Below are 19,706 nucleotides of genomic sequence, written 5' to 3' on the forward strand. Positions count from 1 at the left end.
CTCTTTTATGAAATACAAAAGCTACCTCACAATTGCCACCGGTCTGGCTGCTCTATGCGGCAGCTGCCGTTCAGACAAAAACGATTTTGACGCAACAGGATCTTTTGAAGCGGTCGAATATATGATCTCTTCCGAGGTCGCGGGAAAAGTGGATGCCCTTTACTTGGAAGAGGGGCAGCAGATTGATTCCGGCACCGTGGTGATCCGGATAGACAGCACGCAGCTTGCGCTCAAACAGCGGCAACTTGAAGCACAGCTTCAGGCTTTGCAAAAACGCAGACCAGACATACCGGTACAATTATCTTCCCTGCAACAGCAATTGCAAACTGCAGAACGGGAGCAGGAGCGGATGCGCAAACTGGTGGCCGGTAATGCCGGTACACGCAAACAACTGGATGACGCGACCGCAGCTGTTGAATTGATCAGGCGGCAGATAAACGCACAGCGTTCTTCGCTGTCGGGAACCTATGAAGGTGCAGATGCCGACATCAGCGCGCTTTACGCACAACTGCAGCAGGTAGAAGATCAGCTTGCCAGATGTACCATCATAAACCCGGTAAGCGGTACCGTTCTCGGGCGATATATCGAACAATACGAAATTGCCGCACCCGGTAAAGTGTTGTATAAAATCGCCGATCTGTCCACACTTACCCTGCGTGCCTACGTCTCCGGGAACCAACTACCTGCGATCAGACTCAATCAATCCGTGACGGTATCCACAGACGACGGCAAAGGTGGGTTTACACAGGAAAAAGGGGTGATCACCTGGATCAGCGACAAAGCCGAATTCACTCCCAAGACAGTCCAGACAAAAGACGAACGTGCGGACATGGTGTACGCCGTGAAGATCCGGGTAGTGAATAGAGGAAACCTGAAGATTGGCATGTACGGACAAATAAAATTGTAGCCATGAACAGTATCGTGCTGGAGCATATCTGTAAGTCGTACGACAAAGGCCGCGTGCGGGCGGCACAGGACATCTCCCTGGAAATACCGAAGGGTGAACTTTTCGGATTGATCGGACCGGATGGCGCAGGTAAAACCACGTTATTCCGTATCCTCACCACCCTGCTGCTGCCGGATAGCGGAGATGCATATGTAGACGGTCATCATGTGGTGAAAGATTACCGTAATATACGGCAGCATGTTGGCTATATGCCCGGCAGATTTTCGTTGTATCAGGATCTGACAGTTGAAGAGAACCTCAACTTTTTTGCCACGGTATTCGGCACTACCGTTTCCGAACACTATCACCTGATACGTGATATCTATATGCAGCTGGAACCTTTTAAAGACAGACGGGCGGGTAAGCTTTCCGGGGGCATGAAGCAAAAGCTGGCTCTGTGTTGCGCATTGATCCACAAACCAACCGTATTGTTCCTGGATGAACCCACCACAGGCGTAGATACTGTATCACGTAAAGAATTCTGGCAGATGCTCAAAGGACTGCGGGAACAGGAGATTACAATTATGGTATCCACTCCTTATATGGATGAAGCCACTTTATGCGAACGTATTGCGCTGATACAGGAGGGACGCATTCTGGAGATTGAGACTCCGCAAGCGATCACACATGCATTTCCGGACAAGCTGTATGGCATGCGCGCTGAAAATATGAGTGCGCTGTCCAAACTATTGCATGCCTCGCCCCAGGTTGCTTCCTGTTATTCATTCGGCGCGGCTCATCACGTCACGCTCAGGCCGGGAGCAGATATAGCAGGTGTGTCTTCTGAACTGCAGGCAGCCGGCGTCCGTCAACTGGAGACAGAGGAAATACAGGCGACTATTGAAGATTGTTTCATCAAACTCATGAACCATGAACCGGGAAGTAGTCATCAGGACCGATAAGCTCACAAAACAATTCGGCGATTTTATTGCCGCAGACCAGCTCTCGATCGAAGTGTATGCCGGGGAAATATTCGGCTTTCTGGGTGCAAACGGTGCCGGTAAAACAACCGCCATGCGTATGCTTTGCGGTTTGTCTGTACCCAGTTCGGGAACGGCAACGATTGCAGGATACGATGTATACAGCCAGACCGAGCAAATCAAAAAACACATCGGTTATATGAGCCAGAAATTTTCGCTGTATGAAGACCTGACCGTGCGCGAGAATATCCGGTTCTTCGGCGGCATCTATGGTCTGTCTGACAAACAGATAAAAGAGAAAAGCGCGCTTCTGATCAACACGCTGGGTATGGAGCAAATGGCAGCGAAACTGGTAGCAGACCTGCCGCTGGGCTGGAAACAAAAGCTTGCATTTTCCATAGCGATCCTGCACGATCCTGACATCGTATTCCTGGATGAGCCTACCGGTGGTGTGGACCCGATCACGCGGAGGCAATTCTGGGATCTGATCTATAATGCAGCAGACAGAGGGATCACGATTTTCGTCACTACCCATTATATGGATGAGGCCGAATACTGTAACCGCATTTCGATGATGGTGGACGGACAGGTGAAAGCACTCGACACACCTGCGAATCTGAAAAAGCAATTCAATGTTGCGACGATGGATGAGGTATTCTTCCATCTGGCGCGCAGCGCAAAACGTAAAGGAGACTAACCATGAAGCAACTATCCGTGTTTATCCGTAAAGAATTCTTTCACGTATTCCGCGACAGGAAAACCTTGCTGCTGCTGTTTGGCATGCCGCTCGCGCAGGTACTGCTGTTTGGTTTTTTGTTGACCAACGAGATCAGAAATGCAAAGGTGCTCATCTGCGACTATGCGAAAGATGACGCCTCGCAACGCATTATCGAAAAACTGAAAGCCAGCAGAAACTTTGATGTGGTACAGCAGAAACCGTCGAACGCCGCCATACAGGAGGCATTCAGAAAGGGCAGCATCAGCCTGGCGATTGTGCTGCCGCAACATCTTGCTTACGACCTTGAACATAACCATTCCGCAGGGGTGCAGATCATTGCGGATGCTTCAGACCCGAATAAGGCTTCCACGCTCAGCAGCTATGCAACCAATACGATCTCCGCTTATCAGGCTGAGATCAATATGCCGGTAAACGGACCGCGTATTGACACCGAAATCAGGATGATTTATAACCCGGAACTGAAAGGTGTGTACAATTACGTCCCCGGAGTGATCTCACTGGTGCTGCTGCTGATATGCGTACTGATGACTTCTATAGCAATAGTAAAAGAAAAAGAGTCCGGCACGATGGAAATACTGCTCGTTTCCCCGCTGAATCCTTTCCTGATCATCATTTCCAAAGCAGTACCCTATTTTGTACTTTCAGTGGTAAACCTGAGCTGTATCCTGCTCCTCAGCTGCACATTGCTGGGTATGCCCATGCAGGGCAGCCTGCTCCTGCTTTACTTTGAGAGTTCTCTTATGATCCTTACCTGCCTTTCACTGGGCTTGCTGATCTCCAACGTAACGGCATCGCAGCAAGCTGCAATGCTCATATCGCTGATGGGTATGCTGCTGCCTACAACACTCTTTTCCGGATTTATGTTTCCACTGGAGAATATGCCAATGCCTCTGCAACTGATCGCCAACCTGGTTCCGTCCAAATGGTATTACATCATTGTGAAGGATGTAATGATCAAAGGACTCGGGATCCGGGATGTATGGAAGGAAACACTGATCCTCGCCGGGATGACAACCGTATTGCTCCTGATAAGTGTACAAACATTCAAAACACGCCTCGCCTCATGATGCTGAAATACCTGATCGAAAAAGAGTTCAAGCAGATCTTCCGGAATAAGACCATTCTTAAAATGATCCTGCTGCTGCCGCTGGTGCAGCTTTTGGTGCTGCCGCTTGCTGCCGATTATGAGATCAAGAACATCAACATAGCCGTTGTGGACCACGACCGTTCTTCCGTTGCGCGGGATCTTATCAGCAGCATCACCGCATCCGGATATTTCCGGCTCAGGCAATATGGCGATGATTACCGGGAAGCGTTCCACATCCTGGAGCAGGACAAAGCTGATCTGATCCTCGAGATCCCGAAAGACTTCGAGCGGGCGCTTCGTCGTCAGCAGGCGGTGCGTTTATTTGTAGCAGTGAATGCGGTAAACGGCGCAAAAGCATCAGTGGGCGGCAACTACCTGCAGCGTATTATCTCCGATTACAACCGCAATCTTTCATTACAGGGAATAAACGTCACCGGAGGCGTGCCACAAAAGGAAATACATTTCGAACCGCTGAACTGGTACAATCCTTTTCTGAACTATAATTTCTTTATGGTTCCCGGCATACTGGTGGTATTGGTTACGATGATCGGCGCATACATGTGTTCACTGAACATTGTGAAGGAGAAAGAGCTTGGGACAATAGAGCAGGTAAACGTGACCCCGATCCGGAAAAGCCGGTTTATACTCGGAAAGCTTATTCCATTCTGGATCATAGGCATGTTTGTATTTTCGATAGGCTTGCTGGTGATCGCACCTTTAGTGTACCATATTTTCCCTGCGGGATCGATAGTCCTGATCTACCTGGTGCTGGCAATATACATGGTAGCCATATTAGGAATCGGACTCCTGATTTCGACTTATTCCAATACCCAACAACAGGCTATGTCACTTGCGTTCTTCTGCATGATGCTTTTCCTGTTGATGAGCGGCTTATTCACGTCTACAGAAAGTATGCCGGCATGGGGACGCGCGATCGCTTATTGCAACCCCGTAACCCACTTTATAGAAGTCACCAGGCTTGTGATCCTGAAAGGCAGTGGCTTCCGGGATATCCTTCCGCAGTTTTCAATTATTGTGCTGATGGCGATCATCTTCAATACCTGGGCTATCCTCAATTACAAAAAGACATCCTGACATGATCGTAATTCCCGGGAAACGGCAGTATGACACCGTCATGGATGCAGCGGTGATCCTGATCTTTACGACCACAGTAAACAGCCGCGAAGAAACCGAGGGAATAGGCTTGTGAATGCAGCAACAAGCGGGTATCATACGCTGGAATATTGATTTTTCGGACGAAGAGCGCGTATTGAAAATCGTAGCAAATACCGACATCGGGCAGGAGGTAACGCATTTGTTTACCCGCCTGGGCTTTACTGCAAATCTGATGGCTGTCTACTATGCCCCTCCCGTTTAGTGGCAGCGATCTCAGGCAGGTCGCATCAACGGAAAGTAGGCTGAGCTCTTATGCAGGATGTGTAAAATAATGTATCATTGTAGCAAACTCTTCTGCCGTCATGATGAAAAACCTATTGACAACAGTATTGCTGTGTGCTTCTGTTCCGGCATTTGCGCAGCATGCGGACGAATTCTGGAAAAAGCACTGCATGCTTAAAAGCAGTTTCGGGAAAGGCAATACTACCCAGATCAATATCGCATATCCCTGCGACTGGCAGGAAGATAAAGGAAAGGAAAAAGGACTGAATATCTGGACCTATGAAGCGGGAGATCAGGACATTTTGATGGAGAGTCTCATGTTCACTCCCTTCTCTGAAAAAGCACCCAGGCGCACGGCAGACCAGATCGTTGCGAAGAAAACACCGAATGATCCCAAGAACGGACAGTTTCTCTGGTCGCGCAAATTGCTGATCAACGGTCACGATTGCGCCGAGGTTGCGTGCAAAACAAAAAGAAGTGTTCTGATGTTGGATATGTATATCTACACCGTTCAGTACATTATTCCCTGCAAAGACGGAGAACTTTCGCTTGGCTTTACGATCACAGCTTCAACTGAAGCGCGCGCAAAAGAACTTTTCAACGAGTACAAAACACTGTTCTATAACCTGGCCAACGCCACAGAGATCAACGGCTAAAACAGTACGTCCTGGTATTCGGGCGTTTTATTCATCTGAGCGGCCGCAAACGGACACAAGGGTAATATCTTCAGATGTTCCTTACGGGCAAATGCAACTGCCTCAGCCAAAAGCTGCTTACCGGCATTCATACCTTTCAGCCGCTCATCCACTTCCGTATGATCAATGATGATCTTCTGCGGCCCGGCCCACACATAAGTCATTTCGGCAGCCGTGCTTCCATCTGCTTCTATAAAAAACCGGCCTTTCTTGCCGTCGTCGTGGTGCAGTATTTTCATAAACACAAATGTAGGCAATATACTTAGTGAGCGGTAATTGTATCCGCAACGGAAAGCTTTCTGAACGCCCTGTACAAGGCTTCGTGCATAACCGTTGCATGTGTTTCATCGGGAAGGTACTCAAACCAGGATCGGGTCTCCTTATCTTTTTGCAGCAGGTCGTACAAGGCTTTCGCATCCTCATACATCAGGGGCATTTCATCTTTTGCGGGAGCAGCGATAAATACATTCACCTGTTTTTTGCCCTTATGGGCCAACAGCCCCGCAGCATCCTGCAGCAATTTTTCATTGCCCCACCAGAGGCTCGGACTGAAGATGAAATAAGTATCGAACAGTTCCCTGTGATACAGCAGCAATTCTGTCCCAAGCAATCCTGCAAGCGATTCGCCAATGTATATGCGTCGACCTGATACGCGGTAATGATCAGCGATATAAGGCATCAGTTCCTGCTGTATAAAGCTTATGTATTTTCCCGAGCCGCCGTATTGAGGAATGCGCTCTTTGCTGAAACCGACCTTCTTCAGAAAATCAAGATCTGCAACAGCGTAAGTAAAATCCCGCTGGCGGTTTGTATTTTCTATACCGATCAGTATTGCTTTGGGAAAGCGGTTGACCCAGCTTTGCGCATCAAAACGCATGAGTCCTGCCACGTGCAGAAAATCTTCGGAAAGGCCTCCGTCGGGCAGGTAAACAACCGGGTAATGAGTGGTATCGTCATCTGAATAGGTGTCCGGCAGATATATGTTAATGGTACGGGACTCGTCCAGGATGGCGGAGTGTAATTGCTGTTGCCGGAAAACTGACGTTTGCGCATGCAGGGTAAGCGGAGCACAGAAGGCACACCATAAAAGGGCAATCAGGAAATACGGTTTCATAATGAATCCGAAGGTAACGAAGCCGGTTGAATAAGCAGTCAGGCGCTCCTTCGGATTAACGCAGAAACGCGCTTCAGTCGTATTACACCGCGCGTATGCCGTGCCGAAAAAAGAACAATCACACGCAAACGCGCGGGTTTGCCGGCAGACCGTATATGAAACAGAACAGCCGCTGCAAAAAACAAAGTCCATATCCAGTGAGACAACCACTTGCTGACGATATGGAAGCGTGCCGCTTTTGCAGCGATATATTCATGCTCCGATCCATATTGAACGGAGGAGAAAATACGCGTTACATTTGCCGCATCGACAAAAGCATTCTCCCGGTACAATTCATATTGCTGCTTTTGACGCAATATCGCATCAAGGCTTTTCCGGCCGCCTATACGGCAGAAATCCGGCTTCATATCCAGATCAAAGTAATACCATTTACCCCCGTATTTTACCTCCGCGGCGAAATGTCCTTTTAAAGCTACTTTGCGCGCCGGCAGGCCCATACTCCTGCATAGCTCGATAAAAACGATGCTTACCTGACTGCAGGCGGCAGATTCTCCGGCAAGAATATCTTCCGGCAATACTTTAGCTGCGAGATCTTTCCAGATAAAACGACCACATAAAGCAGCTATCCAGTTCTCACGAACGGTGTAGGCACCGTAGGCGTGTGTGAACCTACGTCTCAGTACCCAAGATGCGTTTTCGAGCATGGCGGCAGTATCGTCGCTGTAGCGGGCCAGATAGCGCTTCAGATCTGCCATACAGGCAAACTTACTGCGCAGTCCGGGACGATACATTGCATAAAAACGTTTGTCTACCTTATCCCTGCCTGTCTGAAAAGAATTGATGGAGTCGGAAGGCAGAAAATTCATACACAAACTGCAAATGCCGGCAAGCAGCAAAACAATTGTGATCCGTGAAGATTTCTTCCACCTGTACAAAAAAGCCATGTGTCCATTTGAGTTCCGGGTACCATAGACGCCGGAGCACGAAAACTATTCCATTTCCGTAATTACGGCGGTGTAGCCAAAACAGCGATTGATCAGCGGGCGTATGGCCGCCTCATCTTCCGCCTGCGCTATATAACGCCATTTGGAGAAGAAGCGATCCTCGCGGCTCCATATCTGGAAGTAACTTCTCCTGGCCTTTGTACACAACCGCACTTTTATGTGCAGAATCTTCTCCCCTTTCCTGATTATAAACCGATGCATACCCTTTACCCTGCAACTTTCGTACCAAACTTAAACACATAGTCTGCCGGTAAGCGGCTAAAGATACCCTCCTCCCATGCTCTCTGTCATAGGTACTACCACATATTGTACAACAGTAATGTGTTCAGCCACTTGAGTGTAATCGGCTTAGATACTTGTCCTTGCGGTACCCCCTGCATAGGCGCCATGCCCGAAACCAAAGAAAAAAGCAGTAAATATATTTTATAAAATATTTGAAATGCCGGTCAGCTACGTCTTCGGTCTCCGATGCGGAAGTGCGACATAGGACGAAAGCACCGGAACGCTCCTCTCCGCCTTTTTCCGGCAATGATTTTTGCATCGTACTTTTGCGGCCAGCAATGAACACGACAGCAACAAACCGAACCGCGCAAAAAGGCCCTTTAACCTCCCACCCGATCACAGAAAGCTTCGCGGACTGGAGTCATATGGTGGACGGAAAGAAATTCCTGGAACAGCTTACACGTCATGCCTACCGCGTTTGCAATTACGCAGCCGTTACCGACAATTACCGCAGTTTCCACGAACAGTTCGGAAAACGGGGCACGATTCACTTTGCCGTGAAAGCAAGTGCCGAACCGTTTGTATTGAAAACGCTGATTGCATTGGACGCCGGTTTTGAGATCGCGACGTACAGCGAACTGAGGCTGCTGATCGAATGCGGACTGCCGAAACATAAAATAGGCACAAAAGTCAATTTCGGTCAGACCCAGAAAGAGCGGTCCGATATCAGAAAAGCATTGCTGGACGGGCTGCGCAACTTTGCGACCGACAATATCCACGATGTCCGTATGATCACGGAGCTCGCAGGAGAGCTGCAGCTGCCTAAAAAAGACATCCGTTTACAGATACGCCTGTTCAATGCTGAGGGCAGCAGTTCAGGCGGTGGCTACAGCCAGTCGTTCAACAAACGCTATGGCGTGGATAATGAGCAGGCGATGCAGCTTGCCGAAAGCATTACCGCAACCGGTATGACCGTTGCGGGTTTCACGTTCCACCCCGGCAGTGGTTCCAACAGCCCCGAACTCTGGGATTACGGAGTGCGCAATGCTGCAAAATTATCACGTCAGCTGAAAGACGAACTGGGTATCACCGTTACCGATCTTAACCTGAGCGGTGGTTTCGATCCCTCGCTGCCAATAGAAACGTACAGCGAACATCTGCTGCCGCTTATCGACAGGGTGTATGGCGAGGAAGCTGCTCCCCTGCCCGTGCATATAGACACGGAACCCGGAAGATGGCTGGTGGCCAATGCGGAAGTGCTGATCGGAAAGGTATCCAACATCAAGATCAACCGGGATGGCACCCGTATCGTAACAATGACAACGGGCGTCTCGGAAAACGGCACACTCACCGACCTGGGACTCGATTTTGATTTCTTTATTCTTGAAAACGGGAAAGCCCGGAAACTCGAAAAGCGTACGGAACTGCGCGGCAACCTGCATGGCCGTGCCTGCGCCGATTTTGACGTGATCGCAGAGAATACGGCAGTTCCGGCAGAACTGCACCCGGACAATCCGATTGCCGACGATATATTTGTGGTGATCCATGGAGCCGGAGCCTATTCTCATTATATGGAGCGGAACTTCTGGTGCGGCATCACCCCGCCGATGAAAATGAACTATGATGAGTTTCGCAATTGCATCACCAGCGAAATCAATTATCAGCGCGCGTTGGTGAACTCCTATGCAGAGCGCTCGGGATTACCGCTGAAAAACGCCATGACGTTTATAACGCACACCACCGACAGGCGCCTGGGTCAGATCAAAGGTTCGGAGATCGCTCATATCCTGGACAACCCCGAGCTGCTGAACAAGCTGGGCCTGCATATCCTCACGAGCGTAGCCCAATTTGTGCAGGAGCACGCGCGGGAAAAGTAAAAGGTTCCCTGTATACACACGAACTTAAATGCAATCCAGGATTACTGCTGCTTCCAATTGACAAGCTCGACAATCAATTCCCTGTATGGCTTCCGATAAATTATCCTTACAAAAACGAATATCTGTTCCTTAGTATCGAAATATTCCTCTGTCTCATAGCCCGGAATATCACGTCCCGCATTCCCGCTGAAGTGTCTGATGAATTTAGCACATAAATGGCCGTTGATTACGGTATCAATACCGCTATAGTAAACAGTCCCCTTAACAAATAAATACTGAGTAATGCCATCATAGTCTGTAGTTATTGAATCTGAACGGCTATGAATAATTATGTTTTGCTTCTGGTAACTCCAAATCAGTTCCTGTTTAGCATTAATCGACAGTTCGCCTATATAATTTGCAGAAGCACCAAGCAGCTTTGCCGAGACGCTGCCTTCACTCAGGTATAGCCGCTGTTTATCCCTTTTTAAATAAAAATAGCTCGAAATTGTGTCACGTTGCTCATTCCTGGGATTATAAATAACAACACGTTTCTTGTACAAGTATGTCCGTGTGTCCCTCGCACAAACTACAAGCGGAACAAAGAACATTAAAAAAGAAAAAAAACTCTTCATTACAGCAGTTTATAAGTTGTTTCACACCGAGATCAATGCATGTAATATACCTCATCCCATGAATAGTATCGGGAAGATATTGCTTTGCCGTCCGGTCTGCAGAACGCTCAAAGGGGAAGTTACGATTTAGTCAACAGTAATACCCCCAAAAAAAATCACAAGTAAAACTGCACTTTGCTCGGACCAATATTGCGCCCGCTTGTCGCTTGAAACTGAGTGCAACATCAGGCTGTGGCGCCGAATGCGATGCATAGCAAATTTATAATACAAAATTTATGCCTCTCGCTTATTCCGGCTTTTTCTCAACCAGGTATTTCCAATACCGCCGCGGAACGTGCTGCAGGTGTAGTTTCATATTCCTGCGTGCCGGGATATTCGTGCTCCTGAAATATTCCCGCCAGAGTGTTTTGTATTGTTCTTCATCCGTGTCGTAAGCTATAGTGGCTATCGAATGCGGAGTGGCGCTAACCGCCCCGATTGTAACCTCTGCAACCGAGCGCTGATCATAATAAAGACCGTACTTCCTTTTCGTATCATAGATCAGCCAGTTCTGATCCGCATAGCGGTTTCTGAAAAAATCGACGATAAGAGGCAGCACATTGAAGTCAGGCTCAACCAATGCAAAAAACATTCCGTCATCCGTTTTTTCGAACCGGACAAATGCTTTCATACGGTGCTTTTCCCGCTCCACCGATTTAGCAGTTTGCGTTACGTACAGCACGGCTTCGTCTCCATAATTATCCATCAGATGCTCTTCACCGGAAAATATCCGGATCATCAGATGCAGCAATAGATTATAGCATTCCGGCAAACCGGAAAGGAAGGTGCAAAAGAGCTTTCTGTACATCACCTGCTTCAGGCACTTCTGCAGGCCGCGGTCAACCCTGGAGGCTTTCTGGTCTTCGCTGAAAACGATGAATGATTCGTCAAACATCTGTGGCTGATAATGATCCGTATGCACCAGACGCACATTTCGCTCTCTCCGTTCAAAACATTCAAAAACCGCGGTAAGCAGTCCTGTCCAGCTGCCGTCAAATACGTATTGCTTCATATCAGAACAGGGAGAGTTGTACCTGCGGTGCTGTTTCATATTTGCTCCGGCTCTCCTTCAGTACGCTGGCCTTTATCTGATGCGCCTGCAGGCTGCCTAACTCAAATGCCGTATCGGCACAGGTGATAAAGTATTGTGCACGGTTATAAGCAACACCGATCTTCTTAAGCTGGTAAACATGGAGCTTTCCGAATGCCCTGGCGGCTACTATTTTCTGAGCCGATTGCCGGCCAATGCCCGGCACTCTGATGATGAGACTATACGGAGCTTTGTTGATGTCCACGGGGAACAGATGCAGGTTCCGCAAAGCCCAGCTGAACTTCGGGTCTATTTCCGCATCCAGGAAAGGATGCTGTTCATTAACGATCTCCTGCACCGTAAATCCATAAAACCGCATCAGCCAGTCGGTCTGATAAAGACGATGTTCGCGCAACAACGGCGGAGGGCTGCCGATCGACGGCATGCGCGTGTCATTGCTGATAGGGATATATCCGCTGTAATAAACGCGTTTCAGGGAAAACCGCTTATAAAACTGATCGGCTGTATCCATAATTTGCCAGTCATTTTCAGGGGTAGCTCCTACTACGATCTGTGTGCTCTGACCGGCAGGGACAAAAGACGGCACCGATTTGATCAGTTTCCGCTCTTCTTTGTAAGCAACCGTTTGATCCTGTATCCATCCCAATGGCTCTTTCACCTGGTCATGACTTTTATCCGGTGCTACCGTTTTCAATCCTGCCTCCGTGGGCATTTCCAGATTGATGCTCATCCGGTCGGCATACAGACCGGCTTCTTTGATCAGCGCTTCGCTGGCGCCGGGTATCGTCTTCAGATGAATGTAGCCGTTATACTTTTCCTCGGTACGCAGCTTCTTTACGATACGCAGCAGCCGCTCCATGGTATAATCTGCATTTTTAAAGATGCCCGAGCTGAGGAATAAGCCCTCTATATAATTCCGGCGGTAAAAATTCATCGTAAGCTCCACCACTTCTTCCACCGTAAACGCTGCGCGCTTCACATCATTGCTTTTCCTCGAGACACAAAATGCACAATCAAAGATGCAATGATTGGTCAGTAATATTTTCAGCAGCGATACACACCGCCCATCTTCCGTATAAGTATGGCATATGCCAGAGCGACTCGCATCTCCTATCCCACCGTTATTTTTCCTGTTACTTCCGCTGCTGCTACAGCTCACATCATACTTTGCGGCGTCAGCCAGTATATTGAGCTTCTCCCTGATCCTGTCATTCATAGTATCAAACCTCCTCTATCAATATAGGTTATTCGCGCTGACCGGAAAAATAGTTTTCCTTATAGAAAAATAACGCAACAGAATGTTGTCAGACATCCCTTTCTCCGGTGTGCAGCAGAAAGGGCAAGATGTAACTATATAAGGATGGCGCGCCCGCATTTAATGCCCTTTACAGAAGTGTTGCGAAAAAGGAATGTATAGCTACCGTTTGGAAAAATATCCGCAAGAGGCGGTCCGGGCTATCACTCCAAGTCCTCCGGCTGCATACTTTGCCGTGCGAGCTTTCCGCTCTATCCCTCGCGCGGTGCTCCGGAAAGCGTTATCTGCGCAAATGACCAGATCCTGAGCAATCATTCTGTATCACACGGGTTTAAGTCAAACAAACCATACATGACTATGAGTGAAAAATTGAAGTCCGGTATTTCCATTTTCGGAATTCAGAAGACGAGTGTGTGAGGATACGCCGCTCGGCAACAGATCATTTTCCCGATCCTATCTGCCCGGTTTCTGAACGAAGTTTTGCAAAGGGCAAAGCCGGTTTCCGGCATATCACAAAGCCAGCGCCCGGTTCTCTTCTTTAATTCTGATGTACAATACAAAGCCGTTCAGTACCGAAAAAAGGATGGCTGTAAAATATAAATGGAAGACCAACGGAATCAACGCGATCTCGCCAATCACGATCAGGTAATTGGGATGTTTGATATATCGGTAAGGACCTTTTTTAACTGTCGGAAAATGTTGAATCCGGTAAATTTTTGTATTCCAGAATTTACCCAATGTAGCGAGCACCCAAACTTTTAATGCAAGCAACAACAAATAGAGCAACAACAGCAAACCGCTGAACGGGGCCGTTTCGCGCACTAAGTACTCAATGATCAGCGATACAAAAAACAATATGTGCAGGCCTACAATAAGGGGATAATGCTTTTGGCCATACTCCACCGCTCCGTTTTGCAACAGCCATTTTTCATTGTGCCTGGCATAGATCAATTCTCCGATCCGCAGCACAATCAGGAATAGCATAAAAAGTGTAAACTGTATCATCTATCGGTTATTCATTTGCAGTAAAACCATTTCGCACGAAAATCCGGGGCCCATCGAAACCATCAATCCGTAACCGTTTTCGAAGCCTTGCTTAAAAAAGCGTTCCAGAACATACAACACCGTCGCGCTGCTCATATTGCCATATTCGTTCATAACGGTTCGCGTATTATACAGAAAATCTCCTTCTACCTGAAGCGACGTTTCGTAAGCCGTCAGCACCTTTTTGCCACCGGGGTGGAAAATGAAGTTCTTAATATCCTGAAGACGGAGTCCCTGTTTGCCGAGGAACGATGTGATGTCACTGTAAATGTTTTCCGAGATGATCGTAGGAATGTCTTGCGAGAACAGTACTTTGAAGCCTTTATCCAAAAATTCCCAGCCCATCACATCAAGCGAATCGTAGTACAATTTGCTTTGGGCCGCAAGAAACGAACACTCCTGCGCTGCTGTGTGAGCGTGCGCATCGCCTTTTATGATCAGTGCTGCAACACCGTCGGCAAACAAACTGGACCCGATGAAATTGCTTTTGCTGAAATCATTTCTCAGAAAAGTGAGCGAGCATAATTCCACCGCCACCAACAACACTACTGCGTGTGGATTTGCAAGCGCCAGGCCGGCAGCTTTAGCAAAGCCTGCAACACCACCGGCACAACCCAAACCGAATATCGGCGTTCTGCTGATATTTTCGCTCAAGCGCATTTTGTTGATGATCAGTGCATCCAGACTGGGTGTAGACAGGCCTGTGGTAGACACAAAAATGATATCCGTTATCGCTTCTTTTTCGATGCATGCATCCGCAATGCAATCTTCGATGGCGCGTACAGAGTATTCAAGTGCTGTCTGTATGTAAGCTCCGTTTTGCTCCTGAAAGCTATGTGCTTCGCGATAGTAATCCAGCGGTTTGCAAAAATTGCGCGTCCTGATCTCTGTATTGTCGAAGGCACTCATCATTCTGCTTACTTGCGGGAAAGAAGGTTCGAACAATTCGAGCGCACATTGTTTCACCTCCTCCTGATTAACGCGGTACGGGAAGTCAATTGTAGATACGGCAGCTAGTTTCGGCATTTTATAAAGATAATCCTGTAAAGTTGACGCTTAGCCAAACAAAAGACTTACACGATTATGCTAAAAGCTTAGACGATTTGCGGATTGGTACGGATAAACTGGTTTATGTCTGACAGCCTGCGCTATTACTTTGCTAAGAATGATAGTGTTCGTTTTAGTTAATCACCAGCATCGATCAAATTATGTATTTCTTTACGCCCCTTGCTACTTGATAGGACAAATTCTCTGGCGACACACTCAAACATTTCGTCATGAAAGGTTACAATGTAATGTTTGTAAACCTCCCACTTCTCTCGACTAAAATTGGGATGTATCCGTTGCTGGTCAATAACCGCATTCAAAAGATCAGATTCCTCCAATTAATAAAAACCGTATGACCGGAGACCAAACTTATAGTATGGGTGACCGTGTAAAGTTTCATTATTCGGTAAACCAAATGACGATTTTATACAACCCGTAAATGTAATGACTACAGTGTCCGAGTTCTCCTGTTCATTATCATCGTTCAAGGAGCCCCAAAATGATACTACTACTTTACTCCCTACGAAAAGGGCTAAGGGATTTGGAGCGCCCGTATCCATGTAAAACCTATCCTTTATATCTATAAGCTTCATATTATTCGCCAGTTTATGCTAATAGGTTGCCCTAGTCTGCCCTTAATTCTTCGCATAGTGTGCGGACTATGTCGCAGGTGCAGTTATAAATTTCGATTTTTTAGAAATTTATCCGCTTCACGCGACCTTTCAAAGCTGCTGCCTACTGGGAAATTAAGATAACCGATTACCAGCAGATCGTAATTGGCAATAGTGTTTAATTTATAAAAGGAAAAATTATCAGGATTGTCTACATAATTATCATCCTCTTGACCTGAAAAAAAGCGCCATCCACTATCATATTCCTCAACCGGTTCCTCTCTATACATATATCCAACAACCATTCCTTCAACTGTAATCATGTCAGACGCTATGCACCCCATGTCTGTGCCTAAGATTTTTTTTATATCTCCTTCTTTAATTTTATACTTTTTCTTATTCATTAGTTGAATTTTCAGGTGTATTAGAGCTACCGGTTGCTATTTTATTTTCAAATTTATGGCTTCCATTATTTGAACATCTTCCAGGCGTAAAAAGTCACTTTGGCTATACCAAGTTCACGATTTGCGGTTGTTCTCAAACTCCTTAAGGACTGAGGTAATCAGAGGCCTAGCTGTGTTTGGACTTCTTCATATGGGCTATTGAAAGGTAAAAAATCGAACCTTAAATCGTGAGATTTTTAGGACTGGATACAAAACAACAAATTTGACATACCAGATCTATCTTATAAAGTTAGTTCCCAATTTAAACATCATTATAGTATTAGTATATGGAGCAAATGTTATCATTTTTGTGGTAAGAGAGCTGTTACCTCCATTCTTTGCCTGCAGGTAGTATGTTCCTGAATGAAGGGATAATGTGAGTTGACCTGTAGAGTCAGTAAATCCCCCTGCTTTATTACCCATAACAATAATAACGGCATCACGTAAAGGTTTGTTGGTAAATTTATCTAACACAATACAAGTTAATTGCGGGTCTTGATCGCGAATATTTTTCACTTTAACTACTTTATACTTGCCCTCTATATTTTTTCCGTTATACGTTCTTCCAATGGAACATGACAGTGCGATTAAATACAATGAAAAAAATAAAAAACTAAATAAAATTATTTTCATATTTATAAATTACTTGATCCTATTAACGTTTAGTTGGTATGGTTATCCGCGATCATATTCCTCTCAGAATCGGTCTTGCAGTCCAGCACTGTCGCAACTAAATCTGAAACATTACCCGCTTTACCTCGTAATCTTCGTGGAGTGTGCAGTGCTATCCAGAAATGCCAAAACAACAAATCTGATACACTACCAACCTGAAACACTACTTATTTTTCAGATAATCCTAGTTTATTTAAAATTGCACTTACTTCATTTTTGTCTGTAATTTCTACCTCCTTAAGAATCTTAATTACCCTTTGTATATCATGCTGTTTCGTTGCTTGATCAAATTCATCAATGAAGCCACTTATGTATAAGCGCTCGTTCACGGTCATTCCTTTATATTTCCTGTCCATAGAGAAACTATTTTTTATTCACTTTAAAGTCAGTTAGTCTAACATTTTTGGGATCTATTATCAATTCAGATAATCCCCAGCTTGCCGTAGTCTGCGCCTTTATTGCTCGGCATAGTCTCCGGACTATGTCGTAGCGGGTCCGGTCTCCCGACCGTCTACCTCGCAAATATTATACCAATTTAAACGGATTGCCTTAACCCCAGAAATAAATCTTCACACAAGCTGCGAGTATCGCTGCGCTTTTACTGTAACAAATCGTTCGCCGGTTCAGTCGCTTGAGATGTGTACGCAGATTCAGGTTTTTGCGTTCAATATGATTGGTACAGCTTGGCCAATTGCGGTGTATCGACTCAGGTATCAGAAATCTGTACGACGGAAATTTATCGGTGTAGATCGTCTTCGCTTCTGAAAGAAATAAGGTTTGCAGTACCGTCTTTAAGGTAGCATTGTTTCTGCTACCCACTTTAAAACTCACTACCTGTCTGCTTTCCCGCTCCAGTGCATAAGCAATCCATATCTTCCGCTTTTTGCTTCCAACAAAAGTTTTGATTTCGTCCACTTCGTATTGTCTCCCTTTAAAGATGTATGGCGGACGAAGTATGGCAGCGATTCGACGAATACGACGCAGCAATGTTGCAGTGCTTATTTTAAGAATACGGGCAATGCTTCGGATTCCTAGGCCTTCCTTGACAAACACTACTATTTGTTTGTCTATATCCGAATGGTAAGCACGATAACTATATTCGTTGACTCGGGTTGTCCTGCATTTTTTGCAAATCATTCTCAATTTACCTGACGAAGAGTATCCATGTCGAATATAAGAACCTCCACAAACGCACATCTCATAGAAGCCACCCACACGTTTGATACACTTGATGCCGACTTCTGTCATTTGAAGCTCATTTTAGACACAAAAGTAGCCCGGTTGAATAGTTACATCCAACCGAGCCACCGCTTACCTTAAAACAATCTAATTGAAAATCAAGTTAGTTAGTATAAATAACGGATAAACCCACACGTTTGATACACTACCCTTTTTTGAAGCCACTAACCTTATCAGCCAATCCGTTAAAAGCAAAATCAGTCATGGCTTCTTTCTGGCCACCTTGGAGTTCACTGGTAACAGGATTTTTTTCGATACCACCAGTCATCCGTTTCCAATCTGCTTGAAACCAATTCGTGATTCTTTCTTCGCTTAGTTTGGTTCCTACTGGGAACTGCTTAGTTTCTTGATCGGTTAACTTATGCCCCACCCCGCCAGTTGGATTTCCTCCTTCTACCGAAGGATAAACACTCTTTTCGTATCCTTCATAACTCACAATGAAGTCCTTCATGTCTTTTGACTTATCGCCGTACATATAGTGTTTCACGCCATCCTTTACGAGTATTACTGCCGCCCCGTCTCCCAAAGGTCCATTATTCTTCAGTTGTTTTTCTGTAATTACCTTGGTGCTAGTACCATCTTTATTCAAATTCCTTATAATAGTATATATCACGCTTTCTAACCCTTCAAATTCAACGGCATCTATTAATCTATTCTCTGAAAATGCATAGTCGCTATTATATGGATATTTCTCATGTAATGGATCAGAAGAGAAGAACCTATTAATCCTAGCATCCTCCATCCGATACTTGAACGCGTAAGTATTGCCCTTACCATAAATCTCGTCATCCTTCTGCTGGCTCTGGCTACCCATCCTGCTCCAATCCCACTCCAGATTTCTGCCTGGCATCATCATACCACCGGGATAGTAATCCGTCACACTCGCCAGGTCCGCACTCCAGTGGTCGTAGAGCGTCGGGGCCTCGCCTACTTTCACACCCGTCTTCCTGTCCAGCACCGTAGCCAGAACATTCCCTAAATGGTCCGTCAGTTCGTAATACCTGCGCCCTAAGTTACGGGTATTATTCAACACACCCGAATACGTATTGATCGTTCCGTCATATTCCTGCTTCTTACTGCTGCTGATCACATCTGCATACGCATAGCTGTACCACGGTACACGGCTCATCAGCGTGGAGCGCACTGCACCCGCATCCGAAAGGTTCAGCAGGTTTGCCAGCTGCAGACTGTCGTAGCGCTGAACACCCACACGGCTGCTGCCGTAAATATGGTGCTCGCCCAGGCTGATCGTATCTCCGGCCGTTCCATACACGATCGCGCTCGTCATCTCATCCACACTTAGCATACCGCCCGTTACCGCCAGCTTGCCCAGCTCAAAGGCCGTCACATCCTCCTCGTCCGTGATCACATCTTCCACATCCGCTGCGCCCGCCTCCAGCACCATATCCGTGATCGCTCGTGCAGGTGAGGCATTGTACACAGTGGTCAGCTTATAATCCGGCATCGTCGCTCCCGCAAGCGCAGCACTGCCACCGCTCCAGCCGTCAAAGAAGCTCGCCAATGCTGTCTCGTCCGCATAATTGTTCACCAGCTCACGCAGGCTTACCGTCCACGGGCCGTTATTGTCCCGCAGTGACGACGAGTTCCACAACATCGGTTCCGCTACCAGCGAACCGTAGAAGGAGGATGCATTCGGTAAGGAATCAATACTGTTCTGAACCACCTGGC

General features: G+C 46.7%; 22 protein-coding genes. 8 read left to right on the forward strand and 14 right to left on the reverse strand.

Translation table 11 applies throughout. The features are described from left to right. Positions 1-7 precede the first annotated feature (7 nt). From ABD846_RS08175 to ABD846_RS08205, 7 genes are all read left to right on the forward strand, one after another. On the forward strand, positions 8-907 hold the full coding sequence (locus ABD846_RS08175) for an HlyD family secretion protein (protein WP_344825067.1): 900 nt from the start codon (positions 8-10) through the stop codon (positions 905-907). A 2-nt stretch (positions 908-909) separates the two neighbouring features. Next, complete coding sequence (locus ABD846_RS08180; RefSeq protein WP_344825070.1) at positions 910-1,848, forward strand: ABC transporter ATP-binding protein; 939 nt, start codon at positions 910-912, stop codon at positions 1,846-1,848. Next, complete coding sequence (locus ABD846_RS08185) at positions 1,817-2,563, forward strand: ABC transporter ATP-binding protein (protein ID WP_344825073.1); 747 nt, start codon at positions 1,817-1,819, stop codon at positions 2,561-2,563. The genes ABD846_RS08180 and ABD846_RS08185 overlap by 32 nt, the downstream gene beginning before the upstream one ends. A 2-nt stretch (positions 2,564-2,565) precedes the next feature. Then, positions 2,566-3,672: an ABC transporter permease gene (locus ABD846_RS08190; protein ID WP_344825076.1), complete on the forward strand. Its 1,107-nt coding sequence runs from the start codon at positions 2,566-2,568 to the stop codon at positions 3,670-3,672. Beyond that, on the forward strand, positions 3,669-4,787 hold the full coding sequence (locus ABD846_RS08195; RefSeq protein ID WP_344825079.1) for an ABC transporter permease: 1,119 nt from the start codon (positions 3,669-3,671) through the stop codon (positions 4,785-4,787). The genes ABD846_RS08190 and ABD846_RS08195 overlap by 4 nt, the downstream gene beginning before the upstream one ends. A gap of 115 nt (positions 4,788-4,902) precedes the next feature. After that, on the forward strand, positions 4,903-5,070 hold the full coding sequence (locus ABD846_RS08200; protein WP_344825082.1) for a hypothetical protein: 168 nt from the start codon (positions 4,903-4,905) through the stop codon (positions 5,068-5,070). A gap of 103 nt (positions 5,071-5,173) precedes the next feature. Continuing rightward, positions 5,174-5,746 (forward strand): hypothetical protein, encoded by a 573-nt coding sequence (locus ABD846_RS08205; RefSeq protein WP_344825085.1) that lies wholly within the window; start codon positions 5,174-5,176, stop codon positions 5,744-5,746. Here the strand turns inward: ABD846_RS08205 and ABD846_RS08210 are convergent. The 4 genes from ABD846_RS08210 to ABD846_RS08225 all read right to left on the reverse strand — a co-directional run bounded on the left by ABD846_RS08210 (position 5,743) and on the right by ABD846_RS08225 (position 8,104). Further along, entirely contained in the window at positions 5,743-6,024 is a 282-nt protein-coding gene (locus ABD846_RS08210; RefSeq protein WP_344825088.1) for a GNAT family N-acetyltransferase, read from the reverse strand. The two genes, ABD846_RS08205 and ABD846_RS08210, sit on opposite strands and share 4 nt — an antisense overlap. 23 nt (positions 6,025-6,047) lie before the next feature. Beyond that, complete coding sequence (locus ABD846_RS08215; RefSeq protein WP_344825091.1) at positions 6,048-6,899, reverse strand: alpha/beta hydrolase; 852 nt, start codon at positions 6,897-6,899, stop codon at positions 6,048-6,050. A gap of 38 nt (positions 6,900-6,937) precedes the next feature. After that, entirely contained in the window at positions 6,938-7,765 is an 828-nt protein-coding gene (locus ABD846_RS08220) for a transglutaminase-like domain-containing protein (protein ID WP_344825094.1), read from the reverse strand. Between the two features lie 123 nt (positions 7,766-7,888). Then, positions 7,889-8,104, reverse strand: a complete 216-nt coding sequence (locus ABD846_RS08225; RefSeq protein ID WP_344825097.1) for a hypothetical protein — start codon at positions 8,102-8,104, stop codon at positions 7,889-7,891. A 359-nt stretch (positions 8,105-8,463) separates the two neighbouring features. Between ABD846_RS08225 and ABD846_RS08230 the strand changes: the two genes are divergently transcribed. Beyond that, positions 8,464-10,002, forward strand: coding sequence for a type III PLP-dependent enzyme domain-containing protein (locus tag ABD846_RS08230; RefSeq protein ID WP_344825100.1), 1,539 nt, complete (start codon positions 8,464-8,466; stop codon positions 10,000-10,002). Between the two features lie 41 nt (positions 10,003-10,043). Here ABD846_RS08230 and ABD846_RS08235 read toward each other — a convergent pair whose 3' ends face one another. The 10 genes from ABD846_RS08235 to ABD846_RS08280 form a co-directional block, all read right to left on the reverse strand. Then, positions 10,044-10,616, reverse strand: a complete 573-nt coding sequence (locus tag ABD846_RS08235; RefSeq protein ID WP_344825103.1) for a hypothetical protein — start codon at positions 10,614-10,616, stop codon at positions 10,044-10,046. 286 nt (positions 10,617-10,902) lie between these two features. Continuing rightward, positions 10,903-11,667, reverse strand: coding sequence for a TIGR03915 family putative DNA repair protein (locus tag ABD846_RS08240; protein ID WP_344825106.1), 765 nt, complete (start codon positions 11,665-11,667; stop codon positions 10,903-10,905). Position 11,668: 1 nt separating this feature from the next. Next, on the reverse strand, positions 11,669-12,922 hold the full coding sequence (locus tag ABD846_RS08245; RefSeq protein WP_344825109.1) for a putative DNA modification/repair radical SAM protein: 1,254 nt from the start codon (positions 12,920-12,922) through the stop codon (positions 11,669-11,671). A 549-nt stretch (positions 12,923-13,471) separates the two neighbouring features. Further along, positions 13,472-13,945, reverse strand: a complete 474-nt coding sequence (locus tag ABD846_RS08250) for an isoprenylcysteine carboxyl methyltransferase family protein (RefSeq protein WP_344825111.1) — start codon at positions 13,943-13,945, stop codon at positions 13,472-13,474. Positions 13,946-13,966: 21 nt separating this feature from the next. Next, positions 13,967-15,031: a type III polyketide synthase gene (locus ABD846_RS08255; RefSeq protein ID WP_344825114.1), complete on the reverse strand. Its 1,065-nt coding sequence runs from the start codon at positions 15,029-15,031 to the stop codon at positions 13,967-13,969. 697 nt (positions 15,032-15,728) lie between these two features. Next, positions 15,729-16,067 carry a DUF2185 domain-containing protein gene (locus ABD846_RS08260; RefSeq protein WP_344825117.1) on the reverse strand — a complete coding sequence of 113 codons (339 nt, stop codon included), beginning with the start codon at positions 16,065-16,067 and terminating at the stop codon, positions 15,729-15,731. A 276-nt stretch (positions 16,068-16,343) separates the two neighbouring features. Further along, positions 16,344-16,739 (reverse strand): peptidase associated/transthyretin-like domain-containing protein, encoded by a 396-nt coding sequence (locus tag ABD846_RS08265; RefSeq protein ID WP_344825120.1) that lies wholly within the window; start codon positions 16,737-16,739, stop codon positions 16,344-16,346. Between the two features lie 206 nt (positions 16,740-16,945). Then, on the reverse strand, positions 16,946-17,134 hold the full coding sequence (locus ABD846_RS08270; RefSeq protein ID WP_344825123.1) for a hypothetical protein: 189 nt from the start codon (positions 17,132-17,134) through the stop codon (positions 16,946-16,948). Positions 17,135-17,327: 193 nt separating this feature from the next. After that, positions 17,328-18,026 carry an IS1 family transposase gene (locus ABD846_RS08275; protein WP_344825126.1) on the reverse strand — a complete coding sequence of 233 codons (699 nt, stop codon included), beginning with the start codon at positions 18,024-18,026 and terminating at the stop codon, positions 17,328-17,330. Positions 18,027-18,162: 136 nt separating this feature from the next. After that, positions 18,163-19,706, reverse strand: a 1,544-nt coding sequence (locus ABD846_RS08280; protein WP_344825129.1) for a glycoside hydrolase family protein, incomplete at its 5' end; no start/stop codon positions are given.

Origin of the sequence: Rurimicrobium arvi, assembly GCF_039540495.1 — a bacterium.
In the GTDB taxonomy this organism is placed as follows: domain Bacteria; phylum Bacteroidota; class Bacteroidia; order Chitinophagales; family Chitinophagaceae; genus Rurimicrobium; species Rurimicrobium arvi.

What these genes read in the sequence shown, in the direction of transcription:
- ABD846_RS08175 (WP_344825067.1), top strand. Translation starts at nt 8, where the DNA reads ATGAAATACAAAAGCTACCTCACAATTGCCACCGGTCTGGCTGCTCTA.
- ABD846_RS08180 (WP_344825070.1), top strand. Translation starts at nt 910, where the DNA reads ATGAACAGTATCGTGCTGGAGCATATCTGTAAGTCGTACGACAAAGGC.
- ABD846_RS08185 (WP_344825073.1), top strand. Translation starts at nt 1,817, where the DNA reads ATGAACCGGGAAGTAGTCATCAGGACCGATAAGCTCACAAAACAATTC.
- ABD846_RS08190 (WP_344825076.1), top strand. Translation starts at nt 2,566, where the DNA reads ATGAAGCAACTATCCGTGTTTATCCGTAAAGAATTCTTTCACGTATTC.
- ABD846_RS08195 (WP_344825079.1), top strand. Translation starts at nt 3,669, where the DNA reads ATGATGCTGAAATACCTGATCGAAAAAGAGTTCAAGCAGATCTTCCGG.
- ABD846_RS08200 (WP_344825082.1), top strand. Translation starts at nt 4,903, where the DNA reads ATGCAGCAACAAGCGGGTATCATACGCTGGAATATTGATTTTTCGGAC.
- ABD846_RS08205 (WP_344825085.1), top strand. Translation starts at nt 5,174, where the DNA reads ATGAAAAACCTATTGACAACAGTATTGCTGTGTGCTTCTGTTCCGGCA.
- ABD846_RS08210 (WP_344825088.1), bottom strand. Translation starts at nt 6,024, where the DNA reads ATGAAAATACTGCACCACGACGACGGCAAGAAAGGCCGGTTTTTTATA.
- ABD846_RS08215 (WP_344825091.1), bottom strand. Translation starts at nt 6,899, where the DNA reads ATGAAACCGTATTTCCTGATTGCCCTTTTATGGTGTGCCTTCTGTGCT.
- ABD846_RS08220 (WP_344825094.1), bottom strand. Translation starts at nt 7,765, where the DNA reads ATGAATTTTCTGCCTTCCGACTCCATCAATTCTTTTCAGACAGGCAGG.
- ABD846_RS08225 (WP_344825097.1), bottom strand. Translation starts at nt 8,104, where the DNA reads ATGCATCGGTTTATAATCAGGAAAGGGGAGAAGATTCTGCACATAAAA.
- ABD846_RS08230 (WP_344825100.1), top strand. Translation starts at nt 8,464, where the DNA reads ATGAACACGACAGCAACAAACCGAACCGCGCAAAAAGGCCCTTTAACC.
- ABD846_RS08235 (WP_344825103.1), bottom strand. Translation starts at nt 10,616, where the DNA reads ATGAAGAGTTTTTTTTCTTTTTTAATGTTCTTTGTTCCGCTTGTAGTT.
- ABD846_RS08240 (WP_344825106.1), bottom strand. Translation starts at nt 11,667, where the DNA reads ATGAAGCAATACGTATTTGACGGCAGCTGGACAGGACTGCTTACCGCG.
- ABD846_RS08245 (WP_344825109.1), bottom strand. Translation starts at nt 12,922, where the DNA reads ATGAATGACAGGATCAGGGAGAAGCTCAATATACTGGCTGACGCCGCA.
- ABD846_RS08250 (WP_344825111.1), bottom strand. Translation starts at nt 13,945, where the DNA reads ATGCTATTCCTGATTGTGCTGCGGATCGGAGAATTGATCTATGCCAGG.
- ABD846_RS08255 (WP_344825114.1), bottom strand. Translation starts at nt 15,031, where the DNA reads ATGCCGAAACTAGCTGCCGTATCTACAATTGACTTCCCGTACCGCGTT.
- ABD846_RS08260 (WP_344825117.1), bottom strand. Translation starts at nt 16,067, where the DNA reads ATGAATAAGAAAAAGTATAAAATTAAAGAAGGAGATATAAAAAAAATC.
- ABD846_RS08265 (WP_344825120.1), bottom strand. Translation starts at nt 16,739, where the DNA reads ATGAAAATAATTTTATTTAGTTTTTTATTTTTTTCATTGTATTTAATC.
- ABD846_RS08270 (WP_344825123.1), bottom strand. Translation starts at nt 17,134, where the DNA reads ATGGACAGGAAATATAAAGGAATGACCGTGAACGAGCGCTTATACATA.
- ABD846_RS08275 (WP_344825126.1), bottom strand. Translation starts at nt 18,026, where the DNA reads ATGACAGAAGTCGGCATCAAGTGTATCAAACGTGTGGGTGGCTTCTAT.